The organism is Paenibacillus naphthalenovorans (assembly GCF_001465255.1).
GTDB classification, from domain to species: Bacteria; Bacillota; Bacilli; order Paenibacillales; family NBRC-103111; genus Paenibacillus_G; species Paenibacillus_G naphthalenovorans.
Genome location: NZ_CP013652.1, coordinates 1880153 through 1898335, shown reverse-complemented (window position 1 = coordinate 1898335; position 18183 = coordinate 1880153). Strand labels below are relative to the sequence as shown.

Here is an 18183-nt window from a genome sequence, read left to right as displayed (position 1 = left end):
ATAATCTTCTGGGGTGATACTAAATATGTACCAATTTGGAAATGGCCTGATTAAATGCCTAAACTGTGGAGGAAAGTATAGAGGTAAACAACTTCGAAATCACAAAGCATACACATGTTCAACATATCAGAAAAAGGGAACTTTAGCATGTTCCAATTTCACTATAAAAGAAGAGGAAATAGCACATATCGTATCAACTCATTTAAAATTAAAAGGAGTTCGAGTGGAAGGATCATTGGGAGAGCATGTTCAAGTTATTGAAGTTAGAGACAGGGGGTATCGAATTTATTATAAAGACGGAACAAATAGTGTAGTAAATGATAATTCATCGCCTTATGGAACAAAGTTTAAATATTAGCCTCCCTCAAGTAAAATGTAAATAAATGTCGAAATGGGGGCAACATGCATGTTTTTAGTGAACACGAAAGGAGGGAGGTTAAAGCCGTATGGTTGTAGGATTTATGGAAAATTAGAGGGGGAACATGAATTATCAATTTCCGTAAAGAATAATCTATATGTAGTGTCTATTTTATACTATAGACACTACATATAGTCATGAGAAGGTAATAAAATCTGGCTTTTATTAGGTAATAGAAGAGAGGAGTATACTTATTTTTTACTCTTAATTAACGCATATTCAATGCTTACTTCAATAACTTTTTTTGTATTCTCATCCGAATGTACAAATTACACTTCCAATTGGATTGTATTAAACTTTAATGCCATTTTTACGAGTGAATACAATTGCATTTAACCATGTAAGTTCACTTAGAGTAATCTCTTGTTTATATGCTTTTTCAGCCCATTTATAATCCGATATAAGACCTTTCCTGTACCAGCCATCAATTGAATCACCAAGCATTTTCCATTCATTTAAAGTGAGTTTCATGTTTTCATCGCTCTCCAATCTTAAACAGTCATCGTATTCATTTTTCACATCTTTTAAAAACTGCTCATAAGTCAGCCCATTTTTATTAAGCGCATTATCAGGATCAGAACGTCTTTGAGGATCAAGAATTTTATGGCTAACAATATGTTTTGTAGGATCTAAGTTAAATTTCCAGCAAAGATATGCATGATACCATACAAACCGTCTATAAGCTTCTTGGAAATTAATTTTTCCTCCCCAACATAACTCAGCACCTATCGCTACATCATTCGCGTCTGCACCAAATAACTTATTATCATTGGTAGTATTATATTGTACATGCCATGCTTTCTCGTCTAATGGAACAATTTCAAGTATGTGTTTATCATCAATAAATGTGTGAGCAGAAGCTAACGGTTGTTGGTTGTTAAAATATGAGCGATTGTTATAAGCAGTACTTGCACCATTTCCTATATCATGAGCAACAAGAAAATGTACTCCATTAAGTTTTTGACCACTACGAGCATTTCCAATGCGAATATAATCTTGAATAATCTCATATTTCATTTTAAATTGAGTCATTACTTATCACCTCTACTGTCTTTAGGCGGATTCATTGACTTATTTTGAATATGCGCTGCACCAGCGGCTACTAAAAATGAGTTTGCAAAAGTTAAGACATATAATTTCCAATCCAAACCATCTGCTCCCAATGCCAATTGTGCAAACACTAAGACAAAAAAGGCAACCGCTATAGCATAAATATCAGTTGGTATTTTGAAATATTTGTCAACTAAATTTTTGGTATATTGAACCACAAAGAAAGTCAGTAAAGATGAGCCTCCCATTGTTGAAAGGGATTGCCAAGTAAAAAATTGTTCTTCCACTTTCTTCACCTCCATAGATTATTCTTGTTAATAACATGAAATTATGATAAAATTATAAGAGACGGTTATTATCTAATTACCTTGCAGTGGGCATAGTTGATAATTAAACCGTCTTTTCGTCTTTATCTTTTACCTCATTTTTTTGGTCTAAAACTTCTTTTTGCTTCTTCTTTACTAAGAATAGCAACCACTCTAAATCTTCATGTCCTGCATCAATTAAATTTTCAACTATTGACTGTGCTTCTCTCCAAAACATAAAAGTATAGCATACGGTTGTGAACAAGATTCCGACAGCATCAAGAGGTGAAAGCCGATAAGATAGACCACAAAGAATCATAATAACTAAAACACTAATTATTTTTCTTTTTGTTCCTCTCCACAATGATTCAGATGTCAATTTTTTGGTTTTAATTGCATTTTTTATTCCTCCATTGAGAGCGCCAACAGAGTAATATTTTGTTACTACATCTAAAATAAGAGCACCGATCAAAGCAATTGCTGCTGGAACGTACGACTCATGAGGAAATAAAATGTAAGATATTCCTGTAGATATAATTACAAATAATGGTTTTACATAAATAAAAGTTTTACAAATGTATATCCACACATCAGTAAAGGTTTCTCTTAATTCTTGAGACAATCCACTCGCCTACTTCCTACCATCAATATTATTATCATAAAAATAAGAGATCGCCCCAAAGACGATCTCACTTAATCTGAATTACAAATTTTTTTAATGTGTAATAAGACACAATAAAAATTTTATTATGTTATATAATGAACACAAAGCCACCGGGAATATTGTCTCCTCCCACAGTTAATGAGCTTGGTATTTCACTTATCCACTTTGCACGAACCTTCATCTGTCCCAAAATGTCGTAAGAGGCGTATTCAGGAATTGATATGCTCGCTCTTAAAAAACCCGATATAACAAAGATATTTCCCGATATCATACTAGCCCCAACCACATTTATGGAACCATGTAAATCTTTCCTATACGGAATTGTGATATATGAAGGAATGGTTGATTCGTCTGTTTGCTGTACAGTAATACTTCCCGGCAAATAGTCACTTAAAACAACCATAATACTACTTGGTATTTCTTTTCTTATTACTGAGATAGAACTATCGATTTCATCGAAATCACTTCTTTTAACCGCAATAGAGCCATTGATTTCACTGAAATCTCTTCTTTTAACTGTTAAATTTCCTAAAATTTCTTTTCGGATTATACTGATTTTGGCAGGAAATTTTTCACATCCTAATGCTCTCACCGTAACTGAAGAAGGAAGACTGATACGATATGGAATATTAATATGTCCTACTCTGTATGGAGCGTTAACTAATATACTTGCATCTCTGTAATCAGACTTTTTTTGTCTTACATTTAAATCTGAAGGTAAATCACTACGATATGGAATATTAATATGTCCTACTCTAGATGGAGCGTTAACTAATATACTTGCATCTCTTTGATCAAGCCACTTTTGTCTTACAATTAAATTTGAAAGTAAATCACTTTCATCACTTCTTCGAACTTGAATATTCGCTTCAATCTTTGGTCTATTTACCAAAATTGAAGATTCCATATAATCAGGATTGTAAATATGTATACTGGAGCGTAGTGTCGCTTTTTGATCATATTCTTGGATTCGAATAGATGAAGATAAATCTTTTTGTCCTATAGATTTTACAAATATATTTCCATCAATCTCAGTACGTCCAGCACTATATATAATTTTTTCCCGATAAGTTATTTCTAATATGGGCTTATTAATTTGACTTTCTCTTGTATAAAATTGTCCGTATTGCTGGATTGATTCATTTAAAGATTTTAAAATAAATCCATAGTTAACTTCTGTTCCATCGCACCAGTTCGAAACTTTATTTGTGACTTCAAATGAAATATATCCTTCAGTTTCATTAATATTTTTACTGTCAAGTATATTTTGAATTGCAGGTTGACTATTCCATGTAACACCCTGTTCAGTCCATGTAGAAGCAGCAGAAAATAATCCTACTTGATGATTTACTGATTCTTTATTAAGATTAAAAACCTTAAGTTCTGCTTTTTCGATTGTAATATTCTCTGGAAGTTGTGATAAGTCAAATTCCAGAAAAGAGCGATATCTTTCATTTAAATTCCTATTGTATCCAACAAGCATTGTTTGCTCAATGCCATAGTTAAGGGTTTTAACTCCCTCACGAACAAATGCATCCTTAACTGGATATAGTTGAGCTATTGTTTTAGGAGGTTGAACAATTTCCGTCCTGCCTGTCATCTTGTTTTTAGGATTTATCTTAATATTTCCAAGAATATTACTTCGATTTAAAATCCTAAGATTCGCTCGTCTTTGATTACCTAATCTTGGTGGATAAGCAATTCTTTCAACAACATAATCACTGTATACATATATCAAGCTAGGAATTTCATTATATCTTGTTACGGTTATAGAAGATACAATATCTTCTTTGCCCACCGCAATGATATTTAATTTTCCTGTCATTTTGTTATGAGGAGGAATAATAATCCTCCCCGATATATCAATAAAATCGTCTGACAACTTCATCACTTCCTATTCCATTGTATTGGAACGACTAAACTGGGTCAGCACTTACTCGAATATCAAATGTACCTCCGACTTGCGCCGATGTGTCTACTTTTAGTCTTACATAAAATTCTAATGAATCATTATAACTCATCACTTGACCGTATATGAGTGAACTGTTTGCAATAAAAGGATTATTTGTTTTGCTTAATTCTACTGCCAGCCCTTCGATTGAATGTTCTGACCACAAACGGATATTTTGTATGTTATATGGATATGTATTTTTTAGATTTACCTTTATATCCAATGATGATTGACCTGCGACCAATGTTCCGAAATCGAGATATTTTAAGACTTCTCCAATATCAGTTGAATAATAATTTCCGCCTGTGTCAAAGAATAATAGTCCCGTATATTCTCCTATAAAATTTAAAGTAACTTCACTTTGTGCTCCATATTTATCTAATACAATTATTTGTACAGTATTATTGCTTCCCAAATTTATTTCATTGCTGTGAAAGATTCTTTGATAATTTACAGGTGTCGGCACAAGAGAAGTATAACCAACATTAGGATATATTTGCACATCATTTAACACTACTTTAAACTGAACAGTATCATTTTCCGGATCTTCAATTGTCGCATTCAATTGCATACCAGTCATAAAGGCTGTTATTGTAGGGTTCTGACTATCAAGTGTAACCGTAGTAATCCAACTTGCTTCACTCCCTTTACTATTAACCATCTCTAATGAAATTTGATTACTTCCTAAAATAAATTTACTATTAGAGATTGTATAATTAATAGCGAGCGGAGAAGGCATAAAATCGGTATAGCCTTCTGAGGGATATTCATTAACACCGTTTATAAGAATCCTGTATTGAACACTATTGTTATCTGGATCAGAAATAGTTCCTGCTAATGTAACATCATCACTATGTATTGATGTCTTATCTATTCCCCCTTCAAATGTTGGAGGAAATATTAAAGGCTCTACTATTAACACAGGACGAAAACCATAGGTAACTGATGAAGTCGATGAAGAGATATGGGAATATGTATCAACACTAGAACTACCTCGAACTACACGGTTTGCGGCTTGACTAGTAAATGTCGTAGAAGTCCAACTACTTAATCCGCTCCAATTCCATACATTATTATCTCCTGCTGTAATTGTCCCATTTAAAGTTGAATTAACAATGTATTTATCCCATTCATTGTCTCTATCTGTCGCACTAACGCCACCCGTAGGTAGCCGAACAGATAGGTTATATTCGATAGCGTTATCTATCAATTCTAGCTCTGCAATTGAAACATAAGATTCCCCATTTGTATTGACAACACGTAGCCTATAGTATCTATAAAAATCTACATTTTGACAATTGTAAAATCTTTTCTCGTTAGTTAACCAACCTACCTCGTTATTTCTGTAATCAACCTGAATCCAATTATTGTTATTGTTACTTCCTTCCAAATACCAAGTTTTTGGTGCTTGTGTTGCTGATGCACCGCTTGTCAAAGAAATAATTGTATATCCAATAACTTTTTTTTCATTTCCATTACCAAGATCAATGGTTAGAATTTTATCAGTTGTTGGTGAGGTAGTATTAGAAACCCATCTGTCTGTCGAAGAATTTATAAATTTCTTGTCAAATGCTTTGTAAGGCTCGTATGCACTACCAGAGTTTCCGTTTGAAGATACTACATAAGGACTAGGTGTCGAATTAGAAGTCATCATAGGGACAACACTTTGGTATATTAGATAATTTATAGGTAGACCACTACCACTCGATACACCTATATTATTTAGTGTATCCCATGAAATTCCTGATTGAATATTACGATCTGGGATCAAATATTTTTTTCCATTCCAGTTCTCGGTCATAATAAAATAAAAATCGCCATCAGGTGTTAAACTGGAAGATTTCGGAATGAAGTCGCTTGTCTCTCGTCCTAACCCACTAAATATTCCCACTTGTCCACTAGAAGCTTGATAATGACAACGTATCCTTTTACCTACAACTAAATCATGTATATTGGTAACTTCATCTGGATGAAGAAGATATCCTGTAGAGTCAATGTCAATAGCCTCAAAGTGAATATCGCTTCCCCAACTTCCTTTAGTCTTATGAGTTACTACGACTTCATGTGTTCTTAATTCTAAATTTGTTTTTTCATATACTAAAACGGTATTAATTGCAGAACTCGAATAAAGGTCGATAGTTTCTTTTACCCCATCAATCGAAATTTCTATGACTCCCGCACCATTACCAACAGAATGAATATGCCTTAATTTCGTACCATAAAAAAGGTAACTTATAGTTCCCCCAACGGACGGAGAAACCATCGACTGTCCTTCATATTTATTGCTGTCAGCATACATAGAAAATCCATTATATTTAAATGAAGAATATCGTGATCCATATCTTTTCCATCCTGATTCGGGGGTAGTCAAACGTTCTCCAACTATAGCCACTTATCTTACACCTCCCTGTATTCAAGCACAGGTCTAAATCCTACGTTGGTTAAAATGTTAGTGTTTATTTGTGCTCCTATTCTCTCTTGTACATTTCCTTTTCCAACAATAGATCTATAGGTAGAACCGTTAAAAATTGTGTCCTGTGTCCAACTAAAATTATTCTCATAATGCCAGACGTTATCATCATCTGGTGTCGCTTTACCATTTAGATTAGACCTCATAATATATTTAACAAACTCGTTATTCGTGGGGTATCCTCCATATTGCCTTATATTAACATCAGTGTGTCGGTTTCCGTTTTCGTTTGCATAAGCTACTCCACCTGTAAGAGATCGAATAAGACATTCAACTGTGTTCCCTATGCCATCTACAAGAGACAAAGGTAATCCTTGAATTAACTTTCCTGTATTTAACGTTGCCCATGAAATACTACGCTGTACCACTCTATCAGCAATCAGCAATCCTTTATCTACTTTAATAAAATAAAATGAACCATTTGGTGTTGCTGTTCCTGTAACTGGAATTTCTATTGCAGGAGAACCCCCTAGATTATGAAACGTGCCTACGATTCCACTTATACTTGACGTGTAATTGCATACTATATAATCTCCAATTTGCATCTCAGAAGTACCTTGTCTTAAAGATCCGGCAGTTGCTGGTGCTGGCATTTTTAATCACGCTCACATTTTTAAGATTTTTATTTTTTATTAATAAATGAGAATCAAAAACATGTTAAACTGTTACCTGCCAATTTAACTCATATGCCACATTTTCTTCAGCATTGGCATCATATTCCGATACGACTATCCCATTTTTTTTAATCAATAAACATCCGTTTGAAAACTCTTGACTTGAAACCAAACGCAAATTTAAAAACACAGGTTTTCCATAAGGTATAGAACAAATCGCTCTAAAATTAAAAGTAACCCCATCTATATTTAATGTTTTCTTATATCCAAAGTTATATTGAGTTATTGAAGGAGTGACTGAATAATCCCCTCCCAATATATCAAAGTTACTTTCAGCATTTTTATATTGAATAATATCATTATACATTGTCATAGGCTGACCAGTTAAATAGTATTCTTTATTATTTGTTTTATCTTTATATATAACTTCAATCATTTGACCTGCAATTTTAAAAATTCCACCTAAAACTTCATAATACATATTCATTCCATATCCAACCATGCCAAATCGAATTAATTTAGATTTATCAATGCTATAAAAACTGTTTTCAGTTTTTGAATCATAAGAGAATTCTGATAAAAATGTGTTGTCGGCATATGTTGCAATCCAAATAAAACGATTTGTTGCTACAGGACTATCTAAAAATAAATTATTCATATTTTAATGGCACCTCATTGTATTGAGAATTAAAAAAGAGTCCACCTTATTTTGGTGAACTCTTAAAGAAACTGAAAATTATATTTTATACGTATGTATAGGCAACCCTGAGCAGGAAATCTACGTTTCCTGCTGTTGCAGTCGCCAAAGGAACAGCATGAAGTGTTACTTGAGCAAAATTTTCTGTTGCATTTGCCGTTGTACCGTCATTCGCAGTACCTTTAATTGTACCTGCTGGCGCACTACCTCCTGCTTTGATGGATTTTGTTGTAGTACCGCCAATAGGTGTAAATGTTGATTCAGACATTGTATCTACTCGAACATGAATCCATTTATTTGTCACTAACTCGCCTGTATCGTTGCCTCCACTATCTTTTGTTGTTATTGTACAACTCGTCATATCCGATACACCTGTAGAACCACCGCGATTATTCCAGATTAAAAACGTTGTGTCTGGAGATGTGCTTCCTGCATCTACTTGACCAATTGCCCAATCTGTAATTTGTGCTGCATTTATAGAATTCCACCAACTTACTTGTGGTTGTGCCATAATAAAATTCCTCCTATATCATTTTATTTTTATATCTAACTGAACAGTAACTCCTCTTATGTTATTATCTAGTTGCAATACATTAACCCTAAAATAATCATTCTTATTTACATTATTTGTTTTTAAAACAGGAGTTGTTCCTTTTGTTTGGTTTGGATTAATAAAGATATTCTGATTGAAAATACTTTGCCAAGCCCCACTATTATCAAATTCATTTGAAGATATTTTTTCAATAGCTAACTCTAATGGAGCAACAGTTCCTTCACCCACACAAAATGCATATGCTTTTATAATTTGACCTTCAAAGGGGAACTGAACTATATAATTTTGAATGCCATCAGATAATATTTTAGGCATAGCAAATACAATACTTCTAACTGTAAATTGCTTATAATCTTCTTTATCTAAAAGTCCAGTGGAAATATCAGAAGCAATTGGTAATGATCCAATAGAGTTGCCTAAGAACACCCAACTATCACTGAAGCCATCATATCTATAAACATCCCCAGTATCATTAACTGTGACGCGCCATCCATTTTCTGGATTAGAGTAGACGATATCCAAATCGTCATAAGTATCAACTGGTTCCTTATAAATCATTATGGTGCTTGATGCTGCAAAAAGAGCCTCATTTTTTGCATCAATGGCCTCATCTCTGGCAACGTTTGCTCCGTCTGTAGCTGTATTTGCATTATTTGTTGCATTAATTGCATTTTGTGTTACTACTTGTAAATCATCAATTAGTTTTTGATTTTTACTAATACTCTGATAAATCTCATCAATTATCTCTTGTAGGTTTTTCTCAGCAAATGGTGCGTCTTTATTATAAGAAATAATTCTAGAAGCAGGATAAAGAATCATTCCTCTACCTTTGTACGACGCATATACAGTATTAAATTCTTGAGAGGGATGGAACTGCACAATACCATTTGAATAATGAACAAGGTATTCATTGGGCAGTAATTCTTTCTTACGTTCAAAATTAGATTTATCCACTTCAATTAACCCTGAAATGTTAACCTTAAATGTTTCAGCAGGAATTTCTGTGAGGATAATCATGTTATTGATTATTTTTAAAGAATCTGCTTTGTCAACATACGGATCATCTGGCGTTCCTTTTCGCCATACAATAGTAACTGGGTTATTATATTGAACATATTGTTGAATCAAAAAATCACCCCCTTATTCATTCTTTTTATTACATTCCTCACATTCGCTTTCAGGTAGAGAAGATGGGATGTTTGTATTAAACAATAAATTAAAATCTGAAAGCCTCATCAATAATTCTTCTCTATTTCGATTGACTGAGATTCTTAGATATTCTCGGCTGTCTTCATGAATCTGTTTAATGATTATAATTTCCGTGTCCCCAACAATGCTTCTAACCATTGACATATGTTGTTCATCATGTAATCTTTGAATAAGAACTTGAATTTCTTTTTCGATAGTTTCATCACTTGCTGAATAGTCATATTTTATTTTATTGATATGATCATAGTATTTCTTCATATAATTTCACCTACACAATTAATACAGTATTTGAACCAGAAGTTACTGTTCCATTCCCACTAAAATGTCGAACTGTGTCTCCTTTACAGGCTATTGGAACACCATTTATGAAAACATTGCGAGAAGTTGCGGTAACACTACCTGAACCGCTACTACCGCCTATAGCTGAAAAACCAGAAGGACACATAACTGACTCAGTAGTTACACTTCCATTGATTGCTACCCTTGAACCATTAATATATACATTTGAAGCTCCATTTGAAATTGAACCACTTACTGTCCCCGAACTATATTCATAACATGTCGAACATCCAAATTGACCACAACCACACGCATAAGATCGCATGCAGTGACCACTTGTAGTAGTTCCACTGATCGTTGAACCGACATATGCAACTTGAAATGACATATATTCCCAATTTCACCCCCATTAAATTACTAATAAAATTCCCATTTCATGACACAACAAAAAAGCCACCCTAACTGTGGGGTGACTTTTAAATTTTGACTGGTATAGAATGTCTTCGTAATAACTCAGTTAATGTCTCTATCGAAAGTCTTTTCTTTGCAACTCTTATTGCTATTATGTATAATAAATTCTCAGATATAATAACTCTATAATTATTAATTAGCAGAAAAGTAAGTGCGCAGGCAACTCCTGTTCGTTTATTCCCATCTGCAAAATATTGATGGGTAGCAAATCCATGTAGATATATTGCTGCTTTCATAAATAAATCAGGGTATTGATCTTGGCTAAAAATCACCATTGATGGTTTATCAGCCATATAATCAATCATCCCTGATTCATGTTCGCCATAGATGCCACCATATCTAATCAAAGCTTCTTCATGAAGATATCTTATATCCTCTGAGTCTAAGTAAATAATATTGCTCAATTTTTACTCAACTTCTTAAAAGTGTTGTCATATTGCTTAAAAACCTCATTAGAAGCTTTTTTGATCAATTCTTTGTGTGCCATTTTTGCGGTATTATCAGTTAATTTTTTAGCCAGCATATCTTTTCCCTCCTTATCCATCACATATACCTCCTGCTTAAAAGTTAGGCTGAGTATATGCAACTTCTAAGGAAAGTATACCATTTTATATGATGAAAGTAAACTATTATCAACAATAACCGACATGCGAAAATGGTCAAAATGTTCCTACATATCTGAGACAAATGGAACCCAAACTTTGTTTACTTGGTAAAGGTTAAATCTTGGAGTGAGGCGCTTATATTCAATATACCACTCTTTTCCCTATGTTTCTCAATACATTTCGTTATATTTTAAGAGATTTTATTAGATTTCTTAGTTTTTTATGATTTTTTGATTAAAAACTAACCAGAAGGTTAGTTTAGTTAAATAATAAATAAAAGAAGCTTCGAAAAAATGAAACTTCTTTTATTTATTATAAATATTAATCTCTAATTCTTAACTTTCTATATTCAGCGGAATTTTTTTGAGTAAGGTCTATTGGCATTTTCCCTTCATTGTTTTTAACTTTTGCCTTAACGTTAAAATGATTTAAAAGTTCGCCCATATAAAAACTACTTTTTTCTAGAGTGGCAAAATGTAATGGCGTATTACCTTCTTTATTTGGTAATTCTGCGTCTACTCCATTATCTTTCAGCACTTGATATACAGGAAAATTATTTTCTATAATAGCAAGAATAAGCAAACTGTTTCCAGTATCTTCGTCCTGTGCATTAACAGAGAGTTTCTTTTTTTCAATTGCTCTTTTAATTAGTTCTGGATCAAGTTTACCATCTTTAGAATATTTTAGTTGTAAATCTTTAATATATTGTCCTGATGTATCACTCAATTGTTTAGTATCCTCCAATTTCACTTCACTATCGTTTTTGTTTTTCAACTTTTCCAGATGTTTTTGTCCGTCATTTTCAATCCCAATTATTCCATTCTCACCATCAAAGTCAACTTCATGACCAAATAAATTGCTTACTTCTCTTAGCGGAACATAACTTGTGCCATTGATTACAATAATGTCATTTTTTAATTCGACAAATTTCCCATTAAGAAGTACTTTGAATTTAGTTAAAGTCGCAACGACTTCTCCATTATTTGCGAATACTGGAACACTAAATGTTAGAGCACTTCCTAATAAAACCCCCATAATAAATTTTTTCATTGATGATTCCCCTCTCTTAGAATATTGACATACATAATATACCATATTTTAAGAGAGTTAGGAATATATAAATCGAAAAAATATTTATATATTTTATTTTAAGCAATGAAATGAATTTGCGAACCACCCAATGTTACATTTCCTGTGGCAGTCAAATTAATATCTCCAGTAATATCAGCAGATAAACCATTAGAATTTAAAGTGAAAGCACTGCCATTAGAGAGAATTAAACTAATCATGTCACCAGTCGCATTTATTTCGAATTTTGAACCAGAAGAATGAACTAGTTTTATAAAACCATTATCAGTAAACACAGAATAATTTTTCGATGAATTATTAATATCGCCTTCTTCAGAAAGCAAATCTACACTATCATCGAATAAAGTTATACTTCTCTCTTTTGCATAATTGCTATTGTAATATGCCTGTTTGTAAAAGCCATTTCCCTTTTCCGTATATGCTTTACCAGAATCATGTAACCCATCAGTTGAATTCCCTTGTCCTCCGTCTCCATTACCAATAATGTCTTTTGGATTCGCCAAGGCTCCTGATCCATCAAAACTAATTATCCGCTTTTCTTTGATGTCATCAAAACTATATGAATAAGCAATAAGTCCACTTCCCATATCTTCAGTTGTTGTTATCTGTCTTGAGGAATCTGTCCACCATAACAAGCGCCCTTTAGAATCTCTACTTTGTTGCTTTGAATTTACCCTCGCAGTGATAAACTTCATGTAATTGTCTTCAATTTTTATATAATCGACATATTGACCTATAGCAGCATCCTTGCCAAGCGTAACTAGCCGTGACACTGTTAAGTTGGAAATATAACCCTCTGCTGCGGTAATTGTGGTAACAGCAATCATTTCAGCAGTTAATTTACCGACACCATCAATGTCCCAATTATTCATGTACAATTTTGCATTTTCACTATCAATAAGTAATTTGTTGTTACCATCAGTTATGATAGCTTTTCTTGCCTTCAATGTTCCATCCAAGGTTACAGAGAAAGGAGCTTGATCAAAATTTTGATTACCAGCCCATATCCCTTGGAGGGGAAACACTTTAAATACATTATTGCCACTGCCAATTGTTAAATCCGAACCAACAATATGTCCATCTCTGAACCATGAGGATCTAATCTCTGCTGTTTCAGCGGTTAGTTTGTTCATATAGGCATTTCCATTCAAATCAACACGGAAAGGGGCTGTTGACCATGTTCCCGAACCTAATGCAATACCTTCGTTGTTGGCTGTAAAAATTGCATTACCTTCTCCAACCTGTAAGAAACCTTTGAGTGTAAGATTTCCATTTAAATCAATGTAAAATCTATCCACCCATGTAGGAGAAGTATCTGTCCCAATATTTTTTTGAATCTTGATTCCTTCGGTGGCGTTTAGTTTTGTCCTATAAGCAATATCGTTTCTTGTAACCACTAATCCGTCAGTATTGTCGAGGGTAATCCCATTATTGAGTATGCCAGACATATAATCAATTTTTACGCCGCGACCATTAAAATAACCGTCAATATCAAGCCATGCAGTTTTATCCCAATTTGAACCATCTTTGCGCTCAATGACAAATCCTTCATCTCTGTCAACAATGACCCTGTTAATTACTGTATTATCGGCACAATCAGAAGTAGCATATCGATTAAGTTTAATGCCGAATTTATCAGGATTTTCATCATATAATCCAATCTTCATTACTTCTCGATTACAACGATCAGTTATTATTGTTTTAGCGCCCTCTGTTAACCAGATACCATCATCGTCACCAATGATAACTCTTTGTGTAGTAAGAATTTTGCCCATGAGACGTTCTGCAATGATTCCATCAGGGGTTATCGCTGTTTCATAACGCAATCCCCCTGAACGTGTTAAAGCTAACACACCGTGGGTTGCTCTAAGAAAACGATTTGGGTCATTTGGGTCAATAATTGTAAGACCCTTACGGTCAATAGTAACATACTCATTACTTGCAAAATTGACTTCATTAGTAACCTTATTCCAAAAATTTTCAAATAACTGACTAATTTCGCTCGAATCTTTAACGGCTTGACCCCAACGATCTTTATTGCTACTAACAACTATAGAAGTATAATTAGAATTATATATATACTTCTCAAATAACTTTCTATTATCAGTAATTTCTTTTACATTTGCTATTGTTAAATTTATATCATAGTTTTCATAGTCGTATTCAATGCCTATAATTCGGGCAGTTACTTTTACACCGATTTTTTCATAGTCGATAGTAACAATGTCACCTAAAACAAGCTTATTCCAGTTATGTTGCTCCTCAACAATTCTTAAAAAATCTACAACACTTATATTAATTACTAATTGGGGTTTTTGGAATTCAAGAAATTTTTCTTGAGCATCTTTATATAAATCATGTTCATCTATGTATTTTTCATCTGAAAATGTTCCCTCAATGATATAATCGTTTAATTCTTCAATTTGCTCAGAAGTAAAATTATTTTCAAATGACATTAATTCTCTTAGTGTTGTTATATTTGATTCAACCGAATTAATCTGATTTATAACATTGGCTATTTCTGCTTTTTTAGCAGCAATCTGCATTTTTTTATTATCAATGCAGTATTTTTCGATTAATGCTGTCTCATTCCCAGAAGTGGAGTATTCGATATCGGTTATATTTGCAATCTGTATATAAATTTCATTATTTATCGAGGTTCCACTAGTTTCAATCGCTACAATACTTGAAAGTTTTGTTTTACCAATCACCATCCACTGTTCTGCAACTGTATTTACAATATTTCCATTTACTTTGACAGTGAGATTATTTGTATCATTTACTTTAATCATAAATACATATGCATTCAAGGGATTTAATAATGTTGTATTTAAAACTGACGAACCACTATGAATATATTTATAAAACCACATATTATTGTCTGCTTGTTGTAAAGAGACAATATTATCAACTGCTGCTTCCTGAATTTGAAGTGTTTTTAATTCATTTTCTTTTGTTGTTAATGTGGATTGTAATGATTCTTTTTGAGTGAGCAGACTACTGAATTCGCTTTTCTTGCTTTCAATTAGTTCACTATAATCAATCAGAGCATGGCACAATGAATCGCTCATATATTCACTATGATTAACCACATTTCTATTCTCATCTCGTTCAAACGGGAACATAAAGTAACTAAAATTTTCTATATAAGGTTGCCCCGTAGGATTCACATTTTGTATTGAAAGCCCGTCTTTACCATATGCTTTTAATCGTGTAACCATCATGTCGGAGTCAGATTCTTTTCCAAGTGAACGCAGATAATGACCATAAGAAAATTTGAGACCTTTATTGATACCAAATAATTCAGGTTTTACTAAACTAATTGTTCGATTTACCGTATCCCATAATATAATTGCATTATATGTTTCCGCGATTTTATATACAGCATCTAACACATTGGTATCTTGAAAGTCAAATTCTCGGTATGTTAGCTCAAAATCAGCGTCAATGTAATCCGTTCTCCAATTTGTATCAACAAGAACCTCTGTTAGCACAGTTTTAGCATGTGCCGAGTCATTATGATATCCTTTGAGCAACCTTCCTCTTAATTGATATCCCAATGAAGAGGCTTCAACCGTCATATAATCTTTATCTTCATCCATATTGTCATTTAATTTTGTAATAACAAACCATTCAATTTTAATTCCTCTAACAACTTTGAGCAGGTAACGTTCTTTCAAAAGATCTGCATTACTATTTCTGATTTGTTCTCCATTGAAGTCAATCTCATATGGTAGATCAAAAGTGATATCATTAAGCTGTAATATTAAATCCCGTTGTTTGATATTGTAAGCTTCACTTATTTTTGAAATTATCTCTCGATTTGGCTTTGCTAAAAATATTTGAGGCTCTATTGGTTTTCTATAAAGATTAACCTCGCCCAGATTACTTAGCATCAATTCACCTCCTAGCCTTGTAAAAGTCGATAACGATATCTAAATTGAATTTTTGCATCGCCAATCACCCTTAATACATTTTCTCCTGTCGGCAACTCAAGATAATTGTCATTAAAATTTGCATATCTGTATGTAGCAGCAAGAGAAGTTTCAATTTGTTCCCTCTCTCCGTTCACATAAACTGTTTCTTGATCGATTAAATCAATAAATTTAAATTCCTCATTTCCGTTAGATGTGTTAATAATTGAAAAATCCCCGTTCCCGATTTTTGTTATCCATATTTCCGGTCTTATTTTCACATCTCCGTCATTGGAGAAATAAATTACTGGCTCAAAGAAAAATACCACTTCATTAAGCGATGGAGTGGTATTTTTATCGTTTGTCTCCAAGAAAGCTCTGAATTGAATTTTAGCATGTTGTAATGCTGTCTGAGAGTTGATATCCGGTATGTATCCTCCGTTTACACACAACTTCCAATCCGTCCATGTAAATCCGTCATTAAAAGTTAACCTTGTTTCTATCCAAAGCTTAGTTCCAATTGGTTCACTCGAAACCCATGAAATATTTGCAATAGCACCATCTCCATCCAAATAAATTGGAAATTCAGGTGAGGTGCGATAACCTCTAAGATTTGATAAACTTAGCCATGTGCTCATTTACTTATCACCAACACTATTCAATTTTCCCAAATGGTTTAAAATTGCATGCAATACCTTTCTCTTGCCAAATCACTTTTCGATAACCTGTCCATACAACCATATTATCATCAACTGTGCCTCCATCAATTAGTGACCAATTTGGTTCATTTGAGCCTGATGTTCCTGCAACAGTACAAACGTAAAAGCGATTATTATCTAATGTGGGAAACACAACATCATACAAGTTGTACACTTTAGAGGGTTGCCATGTCGAACCGTTTTTTGTATCTTCAATTAGAGAGCCTTCATTGGTTAAGAATGTAGGCTCATTTACTCCGCTTCTTCCAGCTTGAATACATTCATAATAGTGTCCATTGTCTACGTTAGGGACAACAAAATCTCCTACGTTATATGCATATAGCGGTGTCCATTTTGGGGATGCTCGACCTTCTCTTGTATTAACCCACCCAACATATTGACCTGTTTGCGGATTACTATTCCAAACTTTTTCATTTAATTTATAAAAACCTGATGTTGGAATCTGTATGGCATATGTATTAGAAGCGTCATCTAATTTTTGAAAGTTAAAAGCTAAGTCTAGGATTGTTTGCTGTACTTCATCATTTAATGAAGGTATTATTAATTTTAGTTTATTTGAAAGTGTTGACATATTTTATTTTCACTCCTTTCATAAGTCGTTCCATGTTGTAGAAGGGGGAATATTTATCCATTTAGGTTTAGTTTCATTGAGAATTAATTGTCCATTATCATTTACTTTAACCCCTACTAATTCTCCGTTGCTGAAATTGTTGTCGGTGAAGGTAAAAGGAGTTTCGTTCCAATCATATATTTTGCTTGTTTTAAATGGCGAATAACTATAAGGACTATCACATCGAAATTTTACTTGAACATAGCCCATTTTTAGTCCATTGTGTAGAAGTTGTGAATCAGAAACTAGCATACAATAAAAAATTCGTTCTGGGTTGTCGCTAGTATAAAATGGACGATAATAATCTTGGTCTAGCCATCTTGCTACTTCACGAATCCGAACATTGTCATAATAATCTTCAAACGCAAAAGTTAAAGAAAACTCAAGAGGGGAACGTTGAACCTCTTGAAAGTAAGGTTTTTCATTCCCCCTGATAATTATTTCTTTAATTTGTCTCTCAGATAAAAATGGCTCCTCAAAAAAACCTGAATCAATTTTACAATTAATCAAACCCATGTCTACTGAATATATCCCATTATAATAAAAATCAATACCTTCTTTCATT

18 protein-coding genes and 1 pseudogene are annotated in these 18183 nt (G+C 33.3%); 1 reads left to right on the top strand and 18 read right to left on the bottom strand.

Translation table 11 applies throughout. The annotated features are described in order from the left end of the window. The first annotated feature begins 25 nt into the window (after positions 1 to 25). A complete protein-coding gene (locus tag IJ22_RS25695; protein ID WP_082660752.1) occupies positions 26 to 358 on the top strand; it encodes a recombinase zinc ribbon domain-containing protein in 333 nt (110 codons plus the stop codon). Positions 359 to 922: 564 nt separating this feature from the next. On the opposite strand, the pseudogene IJ22_RS09460 reads toward IJ22_RS25695, so the two are convergent. The 18 genes and pseudogenes from IJ22_RS09460 to IJ22_RS09390 all read right to left on the bottom strand — a co-directional run. Beyond that, a pseudogene (locus IJ22_RS09460) lies at positions 923 to 1435 on the bottom strand (peptidoglycan recognition protein family protein); the annotation flags it as partial. A gap of 14 nt (positions 1436 to 1449) precedes the next feature. Then, positions 1450 to 1755, bottom strand: a complete 306-nt coding sequence (locus IJ22_RS09455) for a hypothetical protein (RefSeq protein ID WP_235594292.1) — start codon at positions 1753 to 1755, stop codon at positions 1450 to 1452. A 103-nt stretch (positions 1756 to 1858) separates the two neighbouring features. Beyond that, the gene (locus IJ22_RS09450; protein ID WP_062408632.1) at positions 1859 to 2395 is read right to left on the bottom strand and encodes a phage holin family protein; all 537 of its coding nucleotides are present in this window, start codon (positions 2393 to 2395) and stop codon (positions 1859 to 1861) included. 130 nt (positions 2396 to 2525) lie between these two features. Beyond that, positions 2526 to 4319, bottom strand: coding sequence for a DNRLRE domain-containing protein (locus IJ22_RS09445; RefSeq protein ID WP_062408631.1), 1794 nt, complete (start codon positions 4317 to 4319; stop codon positions 2526 to 2528). 34 nt (positions 4320 to 4353) lie between these two features. Then, positions 4354 to 6780, bottom strand: a complete 2427-nt coding sequence (locus IJ22_RS09440) for a discoidin domain-containing protein (RefSeq protein WP_062408630.1) — start codon at positions 6778 to 6780, stop codon at positions 4354 to 4356. Between the two features lie 5 nt (positions 6781 to 6785). Continuing rightward, complete coding sequence (locus IJ22_RS26030; RefSeq protein ID WP_145862524.1) at positions 6786 to 7451, bottom strand: hypothetical protein; 666 nt, start codon at positions 7449 to 7451, stop codon at positions 6786 to 6788. Positions 7452 to 7515: 64 nt separating this feature from the next. After that, positions 7516 to 8130, bottom strand: coding sequence for a hypothetical protein (locus tag IJ22_RS09435; RefSeq protein ID WP_062408629.1), 615 nt, complete (start codon positions 8128 to 8130; stop codon positions 7516 to 7518). Positions 8131 to 8215: 85 nt separating this feature from the next. Continuing rightward, entirely contained in the window at positions 8216 to 8680 is a 465-nt protein-coding gene (locus IJ22_RS09430; protein ID WP_062408628.1) for a hypothetical protein, read from the bottom strand. A gap of 18 nt (positions 8681 to 8698) precedes the next feature. Continuing rightward, positions 8699 to 9850 carry a hypothetical protein gene (locus tag IJ22_RS09425; RefSeq protein ID WP_062408627.1) on the bottom strand — a complete coding sequence of 384 codons (1152 nt, stop codon included), beginning with the start codon at positions 9848 to 9850 and terminating at the stop codon, positions 8699 to 8701. Positions 9851 to 9862: 12 nt separating this feature from the next. Beyond that, positions 9863 to 10189, bottom strand: coding sequence for a hypothetical protein (locus IJ22_RS09420; RefSeq protein ID WP_062408626.1), 327 nt, complete (start codon positions 10187 to 10189; stop codon positions 9863 to 9865). A gap of 10 nt (positions 10190 to 10199) precedes the next feature. Beyond that, entirely contained in the window at positions 10200 to 10535 is a 336-nt protein-coding gene (locus IJ22_RS27175) for a PAAR domain-containing protein (RefSeq protein WP_145862523.1), read from the bottom strand. Positions 10536 to 10686: 151 nt separating this feature from the next. After that, positions 10687 to 11085, bottom strand: coding sequence for a type II toxin-antitoxin system death-on-curing family toxin (locus IJ22_RS09415; RefSeq protein ID WP_062408625.1), 399 nt, complete (start codon positions 11083 to 11085; stop codon positions 10687 to 10689). Continuing rightward, positions 11082 to 11225, bottom strand: coding sequence for a hypothetical protein (locus IJ22_RS26320; RefSeq protein WP_160327367.1), 144 nt, complete (start codon positions 11223 to 11225; stop codon positions 11082 to 11084). Before IJ22_RS26320 ends, IJ22_RS09415 begins: the two co-directional genes overlap by 4 nt. A gap of 382 nt (positions 11226 to 11607) precedes the next feature. After that, positions 11608 to 12336, bottom strand: a complete 729-nt coding sequence (locus IJ22_RS09410; RefSeq protein WP_062408624.1) for a stalk domain-containing protein — start codon at positions 12334 to 12336, stop codon at positions 11608 to 11610. Between the two features lie 98 nt (positions 12337 to 12434). Further along, positions 12435 to 16271, bottom strand: coding sequence for a phage tail spike protein (locus IJ22_RS09405; protein WP_062408623.1), 3837 nt, complete (start codon positions 16269 to 16271; stop codon positions 12435 to 12437). Between the two features lie 11 nt (positions 16272 to 16282). Continuing rightward, positions 16283 to 16927, bottom strand: a complete 645-nt coding sequence (locus IJ22_RS09400; protein WP_062408622.1) for a phage tail family protein — start codon at positions 16925 to 16927, stop codon at positions 16283 to 16285. Between the two features lie 16 nt (positions 16928 to 16943). After that, on the bottom strand, positions 16944 to 17579 hold the full coding sequence (locus IJ22_RS09395; protein WP_062408621.1) for a hypothetical protein: 636 nt from the start codon (positions 17577 to 17579) through the stop codon (positions 16944 to 16946). Positions 17580 to 17597: 18 nt separating this feature from the next. Continuing rightward, positions 17598 to 18182: a phage tail domain-containing protein gene (locus IJ22_RS09390; protein WP_062408620.1), complete on the bottom strand. Its 585-nt coding sequence runs from the start codon at positions 18180 to 18182 to the stop codon at positions 17598 to 17600. Position 18183: the final 1 nt, after the last annotated feature.